The following is a 15,024-nucleotide window of genomic DNA, read 5'->3' as shown; positions in this document are numbered from 1 at the left end:
CCAGGGGCGGGGCACCTTCCGGTGGCTCGCCCCGAGGCGCTCAGCCCACGCGCCACTGCGGATGGGCGAGCACCCGCGCCTCGAGCTCCGGCGTGAGGGGCTCCCCATGGGGCGCGCGGGACGAGGAGCGGCGCCACCGCTCCAGCCAGCGCTCTCCCAACGGCAGAGCCAGGGACTCGCGGCGCGTGGCTCCCACCGTCGTCTCCCCCTTGGTTCCCGTGGACACGCCCGCCCCCACGTAGAAGCCCGCCAGCAGCAGCGTGACGCGCGTGGGAGTCGCCGCGCTGTACGTCAGCAGCAGCGCCCCCTCCCCGTCCTCCCGGCAGCACGCCCTCACCTGGGTCAGCACCCGGGTCGTCCACATCTCCGGGTTGGACGCCGGGGAGAACGGATCGAAGAACACCAGGTCCGCCTTCGGCAGCCCCGCGTCGATCAGCCCCTGCGCATCCCCCAGGTGCAGCCGCCAGCGCAGGCCCTCGGCCTCCCAGACGCCATCGCGCATGAGGGCCTCGGCCGCCTCGCGGAAGGGTTGCAGGAAGGGGAAGCCCGCCGCGTCCGCCAGCGCCAGCCGCAGCGGCGCCAGGTCCACCTCGAAGCTCACCAGCTCCAGGGCCCGCCGGCGCTCGGCGCCCAGCTCGCGCGCACAGGTGAGCGCCGCCACCGCGTTGGTGGCCGCTCCCAGCCCCACGTCGTGGATGACGAGCGGCTCGCCCGGGGTCCGCAGGCGCTCGGCCAGCCGCGGCTGATCCACGTAGAGGCGCAGCGCCTCCTGCCACGGGCCCACCGAGGGGTGCATCACCTCCCCGTGTCCGAGGTGCCGCACCGCCCGCGAGCCATTGCGCAACGTCACCAGCTCGAAGTCACCATCCCGAGGGTTCTGGGAGTCCACGCGCTCAGCCCACTTCCTTCAGGGTGACGGCACCGGCGCCCGCCTCGAGCTTCGCGTCCTTGAGATCCTTGGGCGTGGCGACGAGCTGCTTCAGCTCGCGGTAGGCCTGCGCGTAGGAGCCCCGGAGGATGGCATCGCGCATCTTCCAGGTGAGCTGCTGGTAGTGGTGCACGTTGTGCACGGACAGCATGCGCGAGCCGATGTGGTGCTTGCCGCTCATGAGGTGCTGCAGGTAGCCGCGGCTGAAGCGCTTGCACACGGGGCAGTCGCACGTCGGGTCCAACGGCTCGTCCGACAGCCGGAACACCTGACGGGTAATCCGCACGAGCCCCTGGAAGGTATAGGCGTAGCCCTGCTGCGCCATCTTCGTGGGGATGATGCAGTCGAACATGTCCACGCCGCGCAGCACGGCCTCGAGCAGATCCGTGGGGGTGCCCACGCCCATGAGGTAGCGAGGCTTGTCCTGGGGCAGCGACGCGGCGGCGCGGGCCGTCATGGCCTTGCGCTCCTCGTTCGTCTCGCCCACCGCGAGGCCGCCGATGGCGAAGCCGTCGAAGGGGTGCTGGGTGAGGAAGGCGGCGCTCTCGTCGCGCAGGTTCGGGTGCACGCCGCCCTGGACGATGGCGAAGAGGGCCTGGCCCGTGTCCACCTGGTTCCTGGCCGCGAGGCTGCGCAGGGCCCAGCGGTGGGTGCGCTCCATGGCCTCACGGGTGCCGGCCTCGTCCGTGCGCGAGTCGATGCACACGTCCAGCACCATCATGATCTCCGAGTTGATCGCCTGCTGCATGGCGATGCTGGACTCGGGGCTGAGGAGCTGGCGGCTGTTGTCGTGGAAGCTGCGGAAGTGCGCGCCCTTCTCGGTGATGAGCCGATCCTCGGGCAGCGAGAAGATCTGGAAGCCACCCGAGTCGGTGAGCACCGCCCCATCCCACTGCATGAAGGGGTGGATGCCGCCGAAGCGCTTGAACACGTCGATGCCCGGCTTGAGCATCAGGTGGTACGTGTTGGACAGGATGATCTTCGCGCCGGTGGCCTTCACCTCCTCCATGCCGAGGTGGCGGAAGGAGGCGTGGGTGCCCACGGGCATGAAGACGGGCGTGGGGATGGAGCCACGCCGGGTGTGCAGCACCCCGGCACGGGCCCCGGTAGGGTCGGTGGTGACGAGCTCGAAACGGACGGCCATTGGCGCCGCCTTATACCCGCGACGGGCGCGGGACATGCCCGCTATCTGCTCGGCGGCCCTCCGGCCCGGGTTTCAACCGTGTGGCCCCCCGCTTCCCGGACTCGGAGGCGGGTGCCGGACATGTCCCTAGGGCGTCTTCGGGGTGTTGAACTCCGGGATGAGCTCGCCCGTGAGGCGGAGGCTCTTCATGACCTTCTCGTGCGAGATGGGGGCCACCTGGTGGAAGGACATGAGGGCGTCGATGCCGAGCGCCTCGTAGCGCTCGAGCCGCTTGCGCACCTGGTCCTTCGTTCCGACGATCAGGGACTCCTGCTCGCTCAGCACCTCCCAGACCTCCTGGTCCGGGATGTCCTCGCCCTGCAGGATCCGGCCGATGACGCGCTGCGCCCGGGAGTGAGGTGCGTTCGGGTCCTTCTTCCGCAGGTACTGGCCGGTCAGCCCGCCCCCGGCCGGATCCTTCGCCATGGCCTCGAGCTCGGCGGCCGTCTTGATGAACGCGTCCTTCGCCTCGAAGAAGGTGAAGGAGCCGCTGGTGTACCGGGCCGCCGCCCTCGCCGCGCCGTTCTCCATCGCCTCCTGCTCGCTGTCCGCGCAGTGCACGAAGGTGAAGAAGGCGACCTGGTCGTTCACGTACTGGCCCACGGGCTTGCAGTGCTTGCGGATGGCCTCGCGGTAGATGTGGATCATCTCCGCCACCTCCTCCAGGGAGGCCCACAGCGTCACCCCGAGCGCCCCCACGCCATTGCGCCCGGCCTGCTCGAACGAGGCCGGACTGGAGCACGCCTGCCAGAGCGGCGGGTGCGGCTTGCGGTAGGGCTTCGGCACGATGTTGAGGTTCTTGATCTGGAAGTCGCGGCTCTCCCAGGAGAACGACTCCTGGGTCCACATCTTCGGGAGCATCTCGAAGGCCTCCTGCATCTGCCCCCGGGTGGAGTCGGGGTCGATGTTGAAGGTCCTCCACTCGGGGAGGGTGCTCCGGGCCAGGCCGAGCTGGAAGCGGCCCCCGCTCAGGTGATCGATGAAGGCGGCGCGCTCGGCGACGCGGATGGGGTGGTTGAAGCGCGCGGGAGCCAGCACGGACGAGTGACCGACGTGCAGCCTCTTCGTGCTCATGGCGATCGCCGTCAGCATGCACTCGGGCGCCGAGCTGTAGCTGAACTCCCCCGCCCCGTGATGCTCGACCTGCCACCACACGCCGTACCCCATCTCGTCGGCCAGCCTCGCCTGCGCCAGCGTCTCCTGGAACAGGCGGTGCTCATGGTTGGCCTCACCCCAGCGCTCCTTGGGGTGCTGCATCTCCGAGAAGACATCGAGTCTCATGTCCGTTCCTCCCACCCCAGGATTTCACACACGCCCACCGCCCGGCACACCGGACGATGGGCCTGTGCGTGCCCATCGAGTCGCTTACGGCGCCTCACCCACCTGGGCCGTCCCCTCGAAGTAGGCGCGGGTGCGGGGCCAGACGAAGTCCGCCACCCGGCGCCCCAGCTCCAGCCCCATCACGTTGTCCGCCTGGATGTGGTAGCCGCCGAGCACGCGGGAGATGCCGGCCATCTCCGCCGTCGCGCTGAAGGTGGGCAGGTGCAGCGCCACCTGGCAGTCCGCTTCCGTGTCCTTGGAGAGCTTGCCCTTGCGCTGCTGCATGACGTTGCACGGGAAGCCCGGCTCCGTGAGGGCACCCGCCGTGAGGTACTCCGTCTTGCCGAAGGTGTCGCTGCCGGTGAACAGCTCCAGCATCCGGCCGCTCGCGGCGCTCACCGCGCTGTGCCCCGACACATAGCCGGGGAACGGCGGGGTGATGAACGTGGACGGCGAGTACGGATGCCACTGCTCGGCGGCGATGCGATCGACCCCCTGCCCCGGACCGGCCCAGCCCCACAGCTCCTTGCCGGCCTCGTAGTAGCGCACCAGCGTCCACGGGCGGGAGGTGTCATAGAAGCGCTTGGCCTCCCAGGCGGCGATGAAGGCGTCCATGGCCACGTTGGACACGGCGAAGAAGAGCTTCACGTCCTGGTCCAACCCGTAGCCGTCCCGCCGCGACACGTCCTGGGCGAAGCGCAGCCAGTGGCCCGACTGGCCCGTGGAGCGCGGGCCGTCGCGCATGAACTCGACGAGCGCCTTCTCCTCGGGAGTGAGGGAGGCGTTGAAGTCGATGTTCTCCTTCACCTCGCGGCGCAGCTGCGACGAGCCCACCCGGGGCGGAGGCGGCGGGCGGAACTGGCTGCTGGACTCGATCGCGAAGGGCGTCACCCGGTACCAGTGCGGCGTGAGGAAGCCGGGCGTCACCTTGCCACCGTGCCCGTCATCGAACGTGATGGGCTGCCAGCGGTTGGGGTCGAGGATGCGGTCCGGCGGATTCACGGGCGCGTAGCCGGTGTAGTCGGAGTAGGGAGCGCCGTTGGAGCCCGGCTCGTCGCCGAACTGGTTGGAGCCGTCATGGCGCCGGTACGCGAGGACCGCGGCGGCGGCGAGGTTGCCCACCCCCTGCGGCGTGGACGGATCCGTGGACAGGTCGTCCGGGTCGAAGCCGCGCTGACGCATCTGCTCCGCGCAATAGTCCCGCCCGTCCGGGTAGACGTCCACCAGGGCGCGGTAGGCGGCGTAGGCGATGGCCTTCTCCTTGTTGGCCAGGGTGTGCTCGGCCACGGGACGGCGCAGCGAGCCGCCCAGGCGCGTGCCCACCGCGCGCGGGTCATAGGCGGCCCAGGCGTCGTACATGGCCGTCAGCGCGATGGCCAACGTGCGCGACAGCACCGTGGGGCGTGCCCCCCGGCGATCCACCTCGCGCGCCGTGAGCTCCAGGGAGATGTCCAGCCACTGGTAGGCGGCGGAGGGAGTGGACGCGGGTGCGGCGGGCACCTCGGCGCTCGCGGGGCTCCCCACGAGCAGGAGGAGGACGCCTGTGATCAGGACGCGGAGTGTATGCATGTCAGCCTTCAGGATGAGCCCTCGCGGGCGTTGTGCCCCGAGGTCCCCGGGACGCTCGCAGAGACACGCGGCGCGGGGCAACCCCATCGGGACTTGTCGCGAAAGAAGGGCGCTGGATCAGAGGCGGGTGCCGCAGAACTTGCAGTGCACCGCGTCCACGTCATGACCCTCCGCGCTACAGCCGGGACAGGCCTCGGGGTTGAGGCCTGGACGGGAGGCGGCCGCGAGTTCCACCGACACGATGCCCGTGGGGACCGCGATGATGCCGTAGCCCAGGATCATCAGCACCGACGCGATGAACTGCCCGGGCACCGTCTTGGGGGTGATGTCACCGAAGCCCACCGTGGTCATGGTGACGATGGCCCAGTACATGCCACGCGGGATGCTGTCGAATCCGTTCGCCTCGCCCTCCACCATGTACATCACCGAGCCCATGATGACGACCGTGCTCAGCACCGCCCCGAGGAAGACGGTGATCTTCGGCCGGCTCGCGCGCAGGGCGGTGAGGAGCACCTCGGCCTCCCCGAGGAAGTTCACCAGCTTGAGCACCCGGAAGACGCGCAGCAGGCGCAGCACACGGAGCACCAGCAGCGACTGCGCCCCGGGCATCATCAGGCTCACGTAGCTGGGCAGGATGGCCAGCAGGTCCACCAGCCCGAAGAAGCTGCGCGCGTAGAGCCCGGGGCGGCTCACCGAGACGAGCCGCAGCACGTACTCCAGGGTGAAGAGGACGGTGAAGACCCACTCCGCGATGCGGATGACCGGCCCGTACCTCGCACGGATGGGGCCCACGCTCTCCAGCATCACCGCGAGCACGCTGAGGAGGATGGCCCACAGCAGCGCCACGTCGAACGCCTTCCCCGCCGGGGTGTCCGACTCGAAGATGATCTCGTGGAGTCTGGCGCGGATTCCTGGAGGAGGACTCTGCTCGGAGGGGCGCGTCACGCGGCCAGTGTAGACGACGCCCTGTCCCCCGAGGGGCGCTTCGTGTCAGAGCGCCAGCAGTGTCTGTTCGATGGGCCGCTCGAGGCCCTCGGCGTAGTAGCGCACGCGCAGGTTCCCGTCGGAATCCCACCCGTCCTTCCCGCTCGAGCCCAGGTCCAGCACGGCGAAGTTCCTGCGGAAGAGCAGCCGCCCATCCGGGTTGCCCGGCAGCTCCAGCAGCCTCCCGCAGAAGAGGTCCTGGTACATGTCCACCGAGTCCGAGCCGAATGAGCTTGACCGACACAACCGGAGCAAGCCCACCACGTCGTTCCTCTCAGGGGTCGGATACGAGAGATTTCGGCCAGATCTGCTGTGCGAACTCTGCCAGTTTTTCTTGCCGTGCCTCGATTTCCGCAGCCCCCCACGTTGCTACATTCTTGAAATACTCATTCAGCTTCAAAACACTCTTCGAATAGTACTCGCTCTTCTTTTTGTTGAAATCTTTGTTACTCGCACCGCTGTTTAGCTTTTGAGCCAGCAATGTCAGGTTGCCAAGCCGGTCCACATAATCCGCATGGTGCTCCCATTTCGTAGTGGGCTGCTGGGGGTAGATATGCTCCAAATGAACTTTCTTTGCCTGAGCGACAAAAGTCTCCTCGCTGGGAGAAAGACGGGCTTCCAGCCTCCTGAGGAGGTGCTGCGCAATTGTTGCCTGCTGTTTCTTGAAAGAAACCTTTGCAAACAACGCGGAAAACTCTTGCTCATCCGGAGACAGGGCTCGCAGCCTCTCCAGCGCAGAGGCCAGCCCCTTCTTCGAAGAGATGTTGACTGCCGCTTCATATACGGCGGTCTCGAATTCAGAACGGTCCCGAGCACAAATGATGTTGTGTCGCACAATGAGAGATTCGAGCGCACGCGTCAGTACACGCACCTCGGCGTCTTGAAGCTCGCGCATCGCCGCCAGGAGAGTGGCATGTGCCGCAGTTGCCTTCGCACTCATAAAAAATCGCCACAGCTCGGCAGTCTCAAGATCCTCATGCTCTGCGCTTACGAGTTGCTCATAATTCTTTGCGTCGTCCCGAATCCGACGAGAAAAATCGAGACAAACCTCAGAGAGCGCTGTCCCTGATTTGTCCGCCTCACCCTCAAGGGTGAACTTCACCGTTCGGTATAGACTGCGGGCTTTGACATCACCATGCGTCGAAACCCATGAGCGGCGAATCAGGTCACCAGCACCGCGGCCTTGGCCTGCATCGGCTTCGGCCTTGTTCCAGAAGTCCAAAGCGTCAGCGCGTTGTTCCTCATCAACCTTGGAGAGCACCCAGCTACGCAAGAGGTCGTTAACGCTTAGACCGATGCCACGATCATTGAGGGTCTCAAAGATCGAGGCAGCACTGTCTTCATCAGTAGCTGTCACCGCAACAAGAGCCATGTTTTCCGTCAAGGCCTGTAGCAGACCTCCAATCCAACTAATGTCGTCCTCTTTCGATCGGGCTTTGATCCAGCCTTGCTCTAGTCGATCGCGAAATATTTTGTAGGCCTTTGCGATCCGATGGTGCGAACGCGGAGCCGTCTTCTTTGGAGCAACGGGCGGAGCGTCGCTGAACTCTTGGATATGCTGGCGGAAAAAATCCCTGTCGCTATCATTCATCAAAAGCTTCGGATTCTTTTTGCCCTTGAAGTAATCCTCACGCAGCAAATACTGGTTCTGAACTTGATCAGCAGCAGCACGATTTGCATTGCGGATGACATCACGCATCGCCGCGAGAAGTATGGTAGCTGTCGACAACCTCTGCTGGCCATCCAGGATTAGATACTCACTCCCAGTGTTGACCAACACTGCCGCACCAAGAAAATAGAACTTTTTCTGAATGGCTTCTCCGGGATGGCGCCCTCGAAAGGCAACCAAGTCGTCCCAGAAGCTCTTCACCTGCTCATCCTCCCAACTATAATGCCGCTGATAAGGGGGCACCCGCAGAACCTGCGGTTCTGCGAAGCTGAGAATTGTACCGAGAGTTTTTCTCGTGGGCTCGAATGACTCTGGAATTATTTGAGGCGTATTCATCGAAAAGTCCTGTGTCGGATTGGCAAGTCGAAACAGCATCTACTTTTGCTCGAACTAGCCGTTTATGGTGATCCTTGAGATTTAGGTTTCGAAGCGACACTGTTGGATGTCACGCACCATACTTCAGATGGTCGGGCCTTAGGGTGGTTTACAGGCGCCTAGAGCGCCAGCAGCGTCTGTTCGATGGGGCGCTCCAGGCCCTCGGCGTAGTAGCGCACGCGCAGGTTCCCGTCGGAATCCCACCCGTCCTTCCCAGTCGATCCCAGGTCCAGCACGGCGAAGTTCCGCCGGAAGAGCAGCCGCCCATCCGGGTTGCCCGGCAGCTCCAGCAGCCTCCCGCAGAAGAGGTCCTGGTACATGTCCACCGCGTCCGAGCCGATGCCGAACTCCACCACCTTGCGGAGGAGGCCGGTGGGCGGCTCGGAGCCGATGCCACTGGAGACCACCTGGGTGATCTCCGGCTGATCGGAGTCATTGCGCTTGTGGGAGGGCATCTGGGAGCGCAGGCGGGCCGTCGTGCCCACGTGCACGTCTCCGCCCACCAACGTCACCTCGGTGCCGGGCGCGCGCTTGCGGAAGTCGAAGAGCCGGTTGAGCAGCTTGCGCAGCTCCTCGGCGTTGTTGGGCTCCATCCACGAGTCCCGCACGTCCCCGAGGAACGAGGTGAGCCCGAGCTTCTCCAGGATCTTGCTGGCCGCGGCCACCTTCGCATGCAGCGGGGGCACGCCCGTGACGACGAAGAGCCGCTTGAGCCCCGCGTTCAGCTGGGCCTCCAGCCACGCATCGGTCTCGGCCCACTGCTTGCGGCCGATGATCGTCTGCTCCCGCCAGTTGCGGTGCGAGCGCCCATCGAGCACCAGCACGCCGAGGCCATTGCTCACCCACCCGAAGCCGAACGAGTCGCTGAAGCCCGGAGGGTTCAGGCGCTGCTGGAACTCCGAGAAGGCCATCCGCGCGGCCTCGAAGAAGGCGCGGTCCGCGGGAGACACCTCGTCGTGGGAGCCCCATCCGTCGAAGATGTCGTGGTCGTCCCACATCATCATCGAGGGCACCGAGCCGAGCACCGCGGCGATCTCCGGCCGCTGCCACGTCTCGCAATACACGGCGCGGAAGGACTCGCGCAGCCGCTGCATCAGCTCCTCGTTCTGGGGCGTCAGGCAGTCATCGTGGCCGGCGCGCTGCCACGCCTCGCGGATGTGGTCCGCGTAGATTTGATCTCCCAGGTGGATGAGCAGGTCCACCTCCCCCGCCGCGACCACCTCGCCGAGCCGCTTCCACATGGCATGGCGCCGGGAGGGCTCGGTCACCGTGTGGCAGCCATTGCAGCTCACCAGGCCGATGCGCAGCGGCTGGCCGGGCGGAGGCAGCAGCCGGAAGCGGGAGAGGCCGCTCGCGCACGAGAGCTCCTGGAGCGAGGGAAGCCCCTCCTCCGAGGACGAGACGGCCACCGCGTACTCGACCGTGGAGGACACGGCGAGCCCCTCCAGCTCGAACGAGCCGTGGAGGAAGGAGGAGCCCTCGGGCCGGCACAGGCGCAGGGTGCGCTCCTGGAGGGCGCCCTCCCCCGAGCGGAACGCGAGCCGGGCATGGGAGAGGCCATTCTTCGCGGTGATGGCGATGCGGGCGGTGGTGCTGGTGCAGCAACCCACGGTGGTGATCAGCGGCCTCGACATGCCCCCATCATTCCACGGCCCGGGCCGCAGCACACAGTAAGCACCGGGCAGCCAGCCGGGCGTGTTCCGAGCCACGGAGCCGCACCCATCCAAACGCGGGCCGGGCGCGTAACCCCTCTGAACGAAACGCAGTCAGGAGGGATACGGACATGAGGACGATGAACAAGAACCAGGCGTCCCGGCGCGGTGCGGAGGTGCTCTCGCGGCTCCCCGAGCTCACCGAGGGCGAGGCGCGGGCGGTGACTGGCGGAACCGCGAACATCTATTACGACGTCTCGACGGGGACCTACATCCTGCGCCCGGCGGGCACCGTCTACGTCGGCCCCGGGGTCCTCGTCGGCCACACCTGAGCAAGAGCGCACGGAACCTGACTGTCAGACCTTCCCTGTAATCCAGGAGTGAAGTCCCGAGCTCCTATCGCTTCCAGGGAAGAGGTCCGACATGCCTCCGCGTTCCGGCACCTGGCCGCTCCAGTCCTCCCGGGGCCCGCGCCCCTGTCTTCATCGCGCGGGGACATGGGCTCTGGTGCTGGCAGCGTGGGTACTCTCCGTCGGGTGTGCCTCGCGGAGGCCCCTGCGGCCACCTGTGGGGGGCCTGCTCGCCCACTCCAGGTACCGCCCGCTCACGCCCTCGTTCCTGGATGAAACGAGCGCCAGGGACGAAGCGTGGCACGCCGGAGAGGCGCGGGAGGGGGAACGGGCACCGGCGGGCCCCTCCACCGGTTTCGCGCCCATGAGGCAGGGGACCCTGCGGCTCATGGCCCATCCGTCCGGCCATGCGGATGTCCCCGCACCGAAGCCCGTGTTCCGGCCGGGCCCTCCACCACCGGGCCTGGATGCGCCGGGCGAGCCCTCGTCTCCGCCCCGCATCGCGCCGAGCCCCCAGCCGCGGCCTCCCATCCCATCACCGACGCCGAGCCCCACGGCCGTGCAGTCACCGCCAGACAGGGCGCCCCAGCCCATCGCACTCCCCATGCCCTTCTGGGTCCGGGTCGCCGCGCTCGTCCTCCTCCCGGGCACGGCCCACGCGCCCGGCCAGGTCTCGGAATGCGAGAAGGCCCGCTCGCACAAGAACGAGCACATGGCGGGCCAGAAACATCCGGTGACGGGGGTTCTCTACAACAGCGGTGGCTACCCGGTCTTCGAACCCATCGTGGAGATCATCATCCCCGAGGAACTCCGCGGCCCCGAGGTGAGCGACACCCGCCAGTTCACGGAGGCTTCACGCCAACTCCGGGAAACACTGGAGCAAAAACCAGTGATGAAAGCCATTTTTACCCCAGAGCAACTCGAGGCCATCAACAAGGGCTGGCCGCGCATTCCGGGGCTGACCTGGCATCACCATGAAGACGGATTGACGCTCCAACTGGTTGATCGTGACACGCATGCTCGTACGGGCCATTCTGGAGGCCGGGAGAATTCCGGTGGACGTCCCCGGTAAAGAGAGGAAGAAACGTGCGTTGCACCATCTACAGCCCGGTCATTGATCATCAGGCTGTCCATTCCGTGCGGGATGTGCTTCCCGGGTGGTTGCTGCACTGGGAGGGCGAACCCGAGCAATGGAGTTCCGCGATCTTCAAGAGTGCCCAGGGAACGCTCACGTTCAACTCCTTGGTGTTCACGGGACCGATGGATCAGTTCGGCAAGATCATCCTCGGTAGCTACAGTTATTTTGGACGCCGCGAGGATCTTCCCAAACCCGTCAGGGAGGAGTTGCAGGACTTCGTGGCACATACCAAGTGGCTGGTCGGCGTCGTGGGAACCTCGGAGGTCCTCTCCGAAGACGTCTTCCTGAAGGCCGCGCTGGAGCTGGCGCGCCGCCTGAACGGAAGGGTCTTCGTCAACGGCATGGACCTCATCTCCCCCGAGCCACGAGTCTAGGCTCGAACTGGGACGGTCCCCTGTCACCTGGTAGACGGGGACATCCGGTGAGCGTCCCAGGTAAGAGAGGAAGGCAGCGTGCGGTGCACCATCTACAGCCCGGTCGTTGATCACCAAGCCATCGAGGCTGTGCGGGATGTGCTTCCCGGGTGGTTGTTGCACTGGGAGGGTGAACCCGAGCGATGGAACTCCGCCAGTTTCAAGAGCGCCCAGGGAACGCTCACGTTCAATTCCCTGGAGTACACCGGACCGCTGGATCCGTTCAGCAGGATCATCCTGGGTACCAGCGGTCACTTCTGGCGACGTGAGGACCTCCCTGAACCCGCCAAGACCGAATTGCTTCGCTTCGTGGGTGGAACCAAGTGGCTGGTCGGCGTCGTGGGAACCTCTGAAGTCTTCTCCGAGGACGTCTTCCTGAAGGCCGCGCTGGAACTGGCGCGCCGTCTGAATGGACGGGTCTTCAACGGCATGGACCTCATCTCCCCGGAACCCCCGGGCCAGGCGGCCACCGTGCCCCCTCGCCCCTAGTCCACCAGCCGGGCAGCCAGGGGCCTGGGGGTTATCCCACATTGCCGCCTGCCCCTGGCGCCTCGCCGGTGCCTTCCGGGGGCATAGAAAGCCCAGCGAGTGGGGTTACAAGGGGTCTTCACCGCCGGTCCCGGCGAATTCAACGTGTCGCGCGCCTTTCGGCCGCCTACCCCTTCCGCTAGAAAGCGCCCCCCATGTTCACCATCGTCAACGTCTCCAAGGCCTACGGGCCCAAGAAGCTCTTCGAGGAGGTCAACGTCGCCTTCTCGCCCGGCCGCCGCTACGGCCTCACCGGCCCCAACGGGGCGGGCAAGTCCACGTTCATGAAGATCCTCGCCGGAGACGAGGAAGCCGACATGGGGACCATCTCCCGGCCCAAGAAGCTGGGAATCCTCCGCCAGGACCACTTCCGCTACGAGGACAACCGCGTCCTCGACGTCGTCCTCATGGGCAACAAGGCCCTCTGGGACGCCATGAAGGAGAAGGACACCATCCTCGCCAGGTCCGACATCTCCGACGACGATGGCAACCGCCTCGGCGATCTCGAGATGGTCATCGCCGAGGAGGACGGCTACAGCGCCGAGTCCGAGGCCGCCTCGCTCCTCGAGGGTCTCGGCATCCCCGCGGCCTCCCACGAGGGCCCCATGAAGCAGCTCACCGGCGGCCTCAAGCTGCGCGTGCTGCTCGCCCAGGCCCTCTTCGGCAAGCCCCAGGGCCTGCTGCTCGACGAGCCCACCAACAACCTGGACATCGACTCCATCCGCTGGCTGGAGACGTTCCTCATGGCCTTCGAGGGCGTGCTCATCACCATCAGCCACGACCGGCACTTCCTCAACTCCATCTGCACGCACATCGCGGACATCGATTACGAGACCATCATCCAGTACAACGGTGGCTACGACGACATGGTGCGCCAGAAGGCCCAGTTGCGCAGCCGCGTCGAGTCCGAGGTCTCCGAGAAGAAGAAGAAGATCGCCCAGCTGCAGGACTTCGTCGCCCGCTTCCACGCCGGTACGCGCGCCTCCCAGGTGCAGAGCCGCATCAAGCAGATCGACAAGCTGAAGACGGATGATCTCAAGCGCTCGAACATCGCGCGGCCCTTCATCCGCTTCGATGTGAAGCAGGCCAGCGGCAAGCAGACGCTGCAGTTCGACGGGCTCACCAAGAGCTACGACGGCCAGACGGTCATCAAGCCCTTCAGCGGCCTCATCTGCAAGGGCGAGAAGATCTGCGTCATCGGCCGCAACGGCGTGGGCAAGTCCACCCTGGTGAAGATGCTCGCCGGGCAGATCGAGGCGGACGCGGGGAAGCTCACCTGGGGCCACCAGGCCGCCATGGGCTACCTGCCGCAGGACCACCACGGCACCATCCGCAAGGGCACCACCGCCTTCGAGTGGCTGCGCGACATCAACACCAAGCTCACCAACGAGGAGATCTCCGGGGTGCTCGGCCGCATGCTCTTCTCCGGCGAGGAGCGCATGAAGCCCACCGACACCCTGTCCGGTGGTGAGACGGTGCGCCTGCTGCTCTGCAAGCTGATGCTCAACATGGACAACATGTTGATCTTCGACGAGCCCACCAACCACCTGGACCTGGAGTCCATCAGCGCGCTCGCCGAGGGTCTGCAGAAGTACGAGGGCACGGCCATCATCGTGACGCACGACCAGGAGCTCATCTCCGAGGTGGCCACCCGCATCTGGAGCCTGGAGGAGGGCAAGCCGGTCAGCGACTTCAACGGCACCTTCGCCGAGTTCCTCGAGAAGAACCCGTACCACGCCGCCCAGCGTCGCTAGCCAGGCGGCGGGCCGAGGCGCTCGCGGCGCGTCCGCGAGGGCCGTTACCGGTTGCCGCGGCGCAAGAGGAACAACCCCAGCCCGAAGCCCGTGGCCCAGGTGGTCGCCGCCCCCAGCGGCGTCATCCGGGCCGGCGCGGGCCGCGGCGGAGGCGAGGGACGCAGGCGCTCCTCCAGCTCCTTCTGCTCCTGCTCCCGCTTCTCTCCCTTGGTCATGCGGGGGCCGCCCTGGCCCGGCCGCTTCTGGCCCGGAGACTTGCCCTCGGGCGACTTGTGCTCGAGCACGGCGTTGATCTCCGCGCCCAGCAGGATGACCTGCGAGGAGATCCACATCCACAGCAGCATGACGATGACACCGCCGAGCGCGCCGTAGTTCGCGTCGTAGCTGCCGAAGTTGCGCACGTACAGCGAGAAGCCCCAGGACGCGATCAACCAGACGACGACGCCCAGCACCGAGCCGGGCGTGATGAACTTGAAGGACTGCTTCACGTCCGGCAGCAGGTAGTAGACGAGCGCCAGGATGAACATCATGAGCAGGCCGGCGAAGGGCAGGCGCAGCCACATGACGAGGGTGCCGAGCGGCTCCCCGAGGAACTTCGCCACGGCCGGCGTGGCCACCATGGCCAACGAGGCGAGGATGGAGAGCACCGCGCCGCCCAGCGTCATCAGGATGGCGATGCCCCGCACCTTCCAGAAGGGCCGCGATTCCTCCACGTCATAGACGGTGTTGAGCGCGTCCATCATCGCCACCACGCCGCCCGAGGCCGCCCACACCGCGCCCAACGCACCCACCGTCAGCAGGCCCACGTTGTTGCCCGCCGCCAGGTCGTGCAGGCGCTGGCCCACGATCTGCGTCACCGCCTCCGGTGCCACCCGGCCCAGCTCCTGGATGAGCACCTCGGCCTGGGCGGGATCGATGACGAGGCTCGCGAGCGCCACGAGGAACAGCAGGAACGGGAACAGCGCCAGCACGGCGAAGAACGTGACCGAGCCGGCCACGTTGCTGATCTTGTCGTTCTTGTATTCGTTCTTCACCTCGGTGAAGAACTCCTTCCAACTCATTCCCTTGCCCGGGAGCACCATCGCGCCTCCTCCTAGGTGACAGTCCAAGGATGCGCATTCCGCTCCCCTGCCCCACCCGGTCTCCCGGCCACTTGAGGCC

14 protein-coding genes are annotated in these 15,024 nt (G+C 66.3%); 5 read left to right on the top strand and 9 right to left on the bottom strand.

Going from position 1 to position 15,024, the window contains the following annotated elements:
- Nucleotides 1-40 precede the first annotated feature (40 nt).
- The 8 genes from VFZ09_RS16995 to VFZ09_RS16960 all read right to left on the bottom strand — a co-directional run bounded on the left by VFZ09_RS16995 (nt 41) and on the right by VFZ09_RS16960 (nt 9,662).
- Nucleotides 41-889, bottom strand: coding sequence for an MnmC family methyltransferase (locus tag VFZ09_RS16995; protein ID WP_329728626.1), 849 nt, complete (start codon nt 887-889; stop codon nt 41-43).
- Nucleotides 890-893: 4 nt separating this feature from the next.
- Complete coding sequence (gene tgt / locus VFZ09_RS16990) at nt 894-2,072, bottom strand: tRNA guanosine(34) transglycosylase Tgt (protein ID WP_329728625.1); 1,179 nt, start codon at nt 2,070-2,072, stop codon at nt 894-896.
- Nucleotides 2,073-2,198: 126 nt separating this feature from the next.
- A complete protein-coding gene (locus VFZ09_RS16985; RefSeq protein ID WP_329728624.1) occupies nt 2,199-3,392 on the bottom strand; it encodes an LLM class flavin-dependent oxidoreductase in 1,194 nt (397 codons plus the stop codon).
- Between the two features lie 84 nt (nt 3,393-3,476).
- The gene (locus VFZ09_RS16980) at nt 3,477-5,000 is read right to left on the bottom strand and encodes a vanadium-dependent haloperoxidase (protein WP_329728623.1); all 1,524 of its coding nucleotides are present in this window, start codon (nt 4,998-5,000) and stop codon (nt 3,477-3,479) included.
- A 117-nt stretch (nt 5,001-5,117) separates the two neighbouring features.
- Nucleotides 5,118-5,945 carry an ion transporter gene (locus tag VFZ09_RS16975; RefSeq protein ID WP_329728622.1) on the bottom strand — a complete coding sequence of 276 codons (828 nt, stop codon included), beginning with the start codon at nt 5,943-5,945 and terminating at the stop codon, nt 5,118-5,120.
- 45 nt (nt 5,946-5,990) lie between these two features.
- Nucleotides 5,991-6,191, bottom strand: coding sequence for a hypothetical protein (locus tag VFZ09_RS16970; protein WP_329728621.1), 201 nt, complete (start codon nt 6,189-6,191; stop codon nt 5,991-5,993).
- 67 nt (nt 6,192-6,258) lie between these two features.
- Nucleotides 6,259-8,028 carry a DUF262 domain-containing HNH endonuclease family protein gene (locus tag VFZ09_RS16965; RefSeq protein WP_329728620.1) on the bottom strand — a complete coding sequence of 590 codons (1,770 nt, stop codon included), beginning with the start codon at nt 8,026-8,028 and terminating at the stop codon, nt 6,259-6,261.
- A 119-nt stretch (nt 8,029-8,147) separates the two neighbouring features.
- On the bottom strand, nt 8,148-9,662 hold the full coding sequence (locus VFZ09_RS16960; RefSeq protein ID WP_329728619.1) for an alkaline phosphatase D family protein: 1,515 nt from the start codon (nt 9,660-9,662) through the stop codon (nt 8,148-8,150).
- Between the two features lie 149 nt (nt 9,663-9,811).
- Here VFZ09_RS16960 and VFZ09_RS16955 point away from each other — a divergent pair, with 149 nt between their 5' ends.
- The 5 genes from VFZ09_RS16955 (at nt 9,812) to VFZ09_RS16935 (ending at nt 13,863) form a co-directional block, all read left to right on the top strand.
- Nucleotides 9,812-10,012, top strand: coding sequence for a hypothetical protein (locus VFZ09_RS16955; protein ID WP_329728618.1), 201 nt, complete (start codon nt 9,812-9,814; stop codon nt 10,010-10,012).
- A gap of 622 nt (nt 10,013-10,634) precedes the next feature.
- Nucleotides 10,635-11,102, top strand: a complete 468-nt coding sequence (locus VFZ09_RS16950) for an HNH endonuclease (protein ID WP_329728617.1) — start codon at nt 10,635-10,637, stop codon at nt 11,100-11,102.
- A 14-nt stretch (nt 11,103-11,116) separates the two neighbouring features.
- Complete coding sequence (locus tag VFZ09_RS16945) at nt 11,117-11,542, top strand: hypothetical protein (protein ID WP_329728616.1); 426 nt, start codon at nt 11,117-11,119, stop codon at nt 11,540-11,542.
- 78 nt (nt 11,543-11,620) lie between these two features.
- Nucleotides 11,621-12,070 carry a hypothetical protein gene (locus tag VFZ09_RS16940; protein WP_329728615.1) on the top strand — a complete coding sequence of 150 codons (450 nt, stop codon included), beginning with the start codon at nt 11,621-11,623 and terminating at the stop codon, nt 12,068-12,070.
- 194 nt (nt 12,071-12,264) lie between these two features.
- Nucleotides 12,265-13,863 carry an ABC-F family ATP-binding cassette domain-containing protein gene (locus tag VFZ09_RS16935; protein ID WP_329728614.1) on the top strand — a complete coding sequence of 533 codons (1,599 nt, stop codon included), beginning with the start codon at nt 12,265-12,267 and terminating at the stop codon, nt 13,861-13,863.
- Nucleotides 13,864-13,907: 44 nt separating this feature from the next.
- Here the strand turns inward: VFZ09_RS16935 and VFZ09_RS16930 are convergent, their stop codons facing one another.
- Complete coding sequence (locus tag VFZ09_RS16930; RefSeq protein ID WP_329728613.1) at nt 13,908-14,945, bottom strand: YihY/virulence factor BrkB family protein; 1,038 nt, start codon at nt 14,943-14,945, stop codon at nt 13,908-13,910.
- Nucleotides 14,946-15,024 lie beyond the last annotated feature (79 nt).

The sequence above is a fragment of the Archangium sp. genome, assembly GCF_036277355.1.
In the GTDB taxonomy this organism is placed as follows: Bacteria; Myxococcota; Myxococcia; order Myxococcales; family Myxococcaceae; genus Archangium.
Note: the sequence above shows the minus strand (reverse complement) of the source record. Positions and strands in the feature narration are given on the sequence as shown.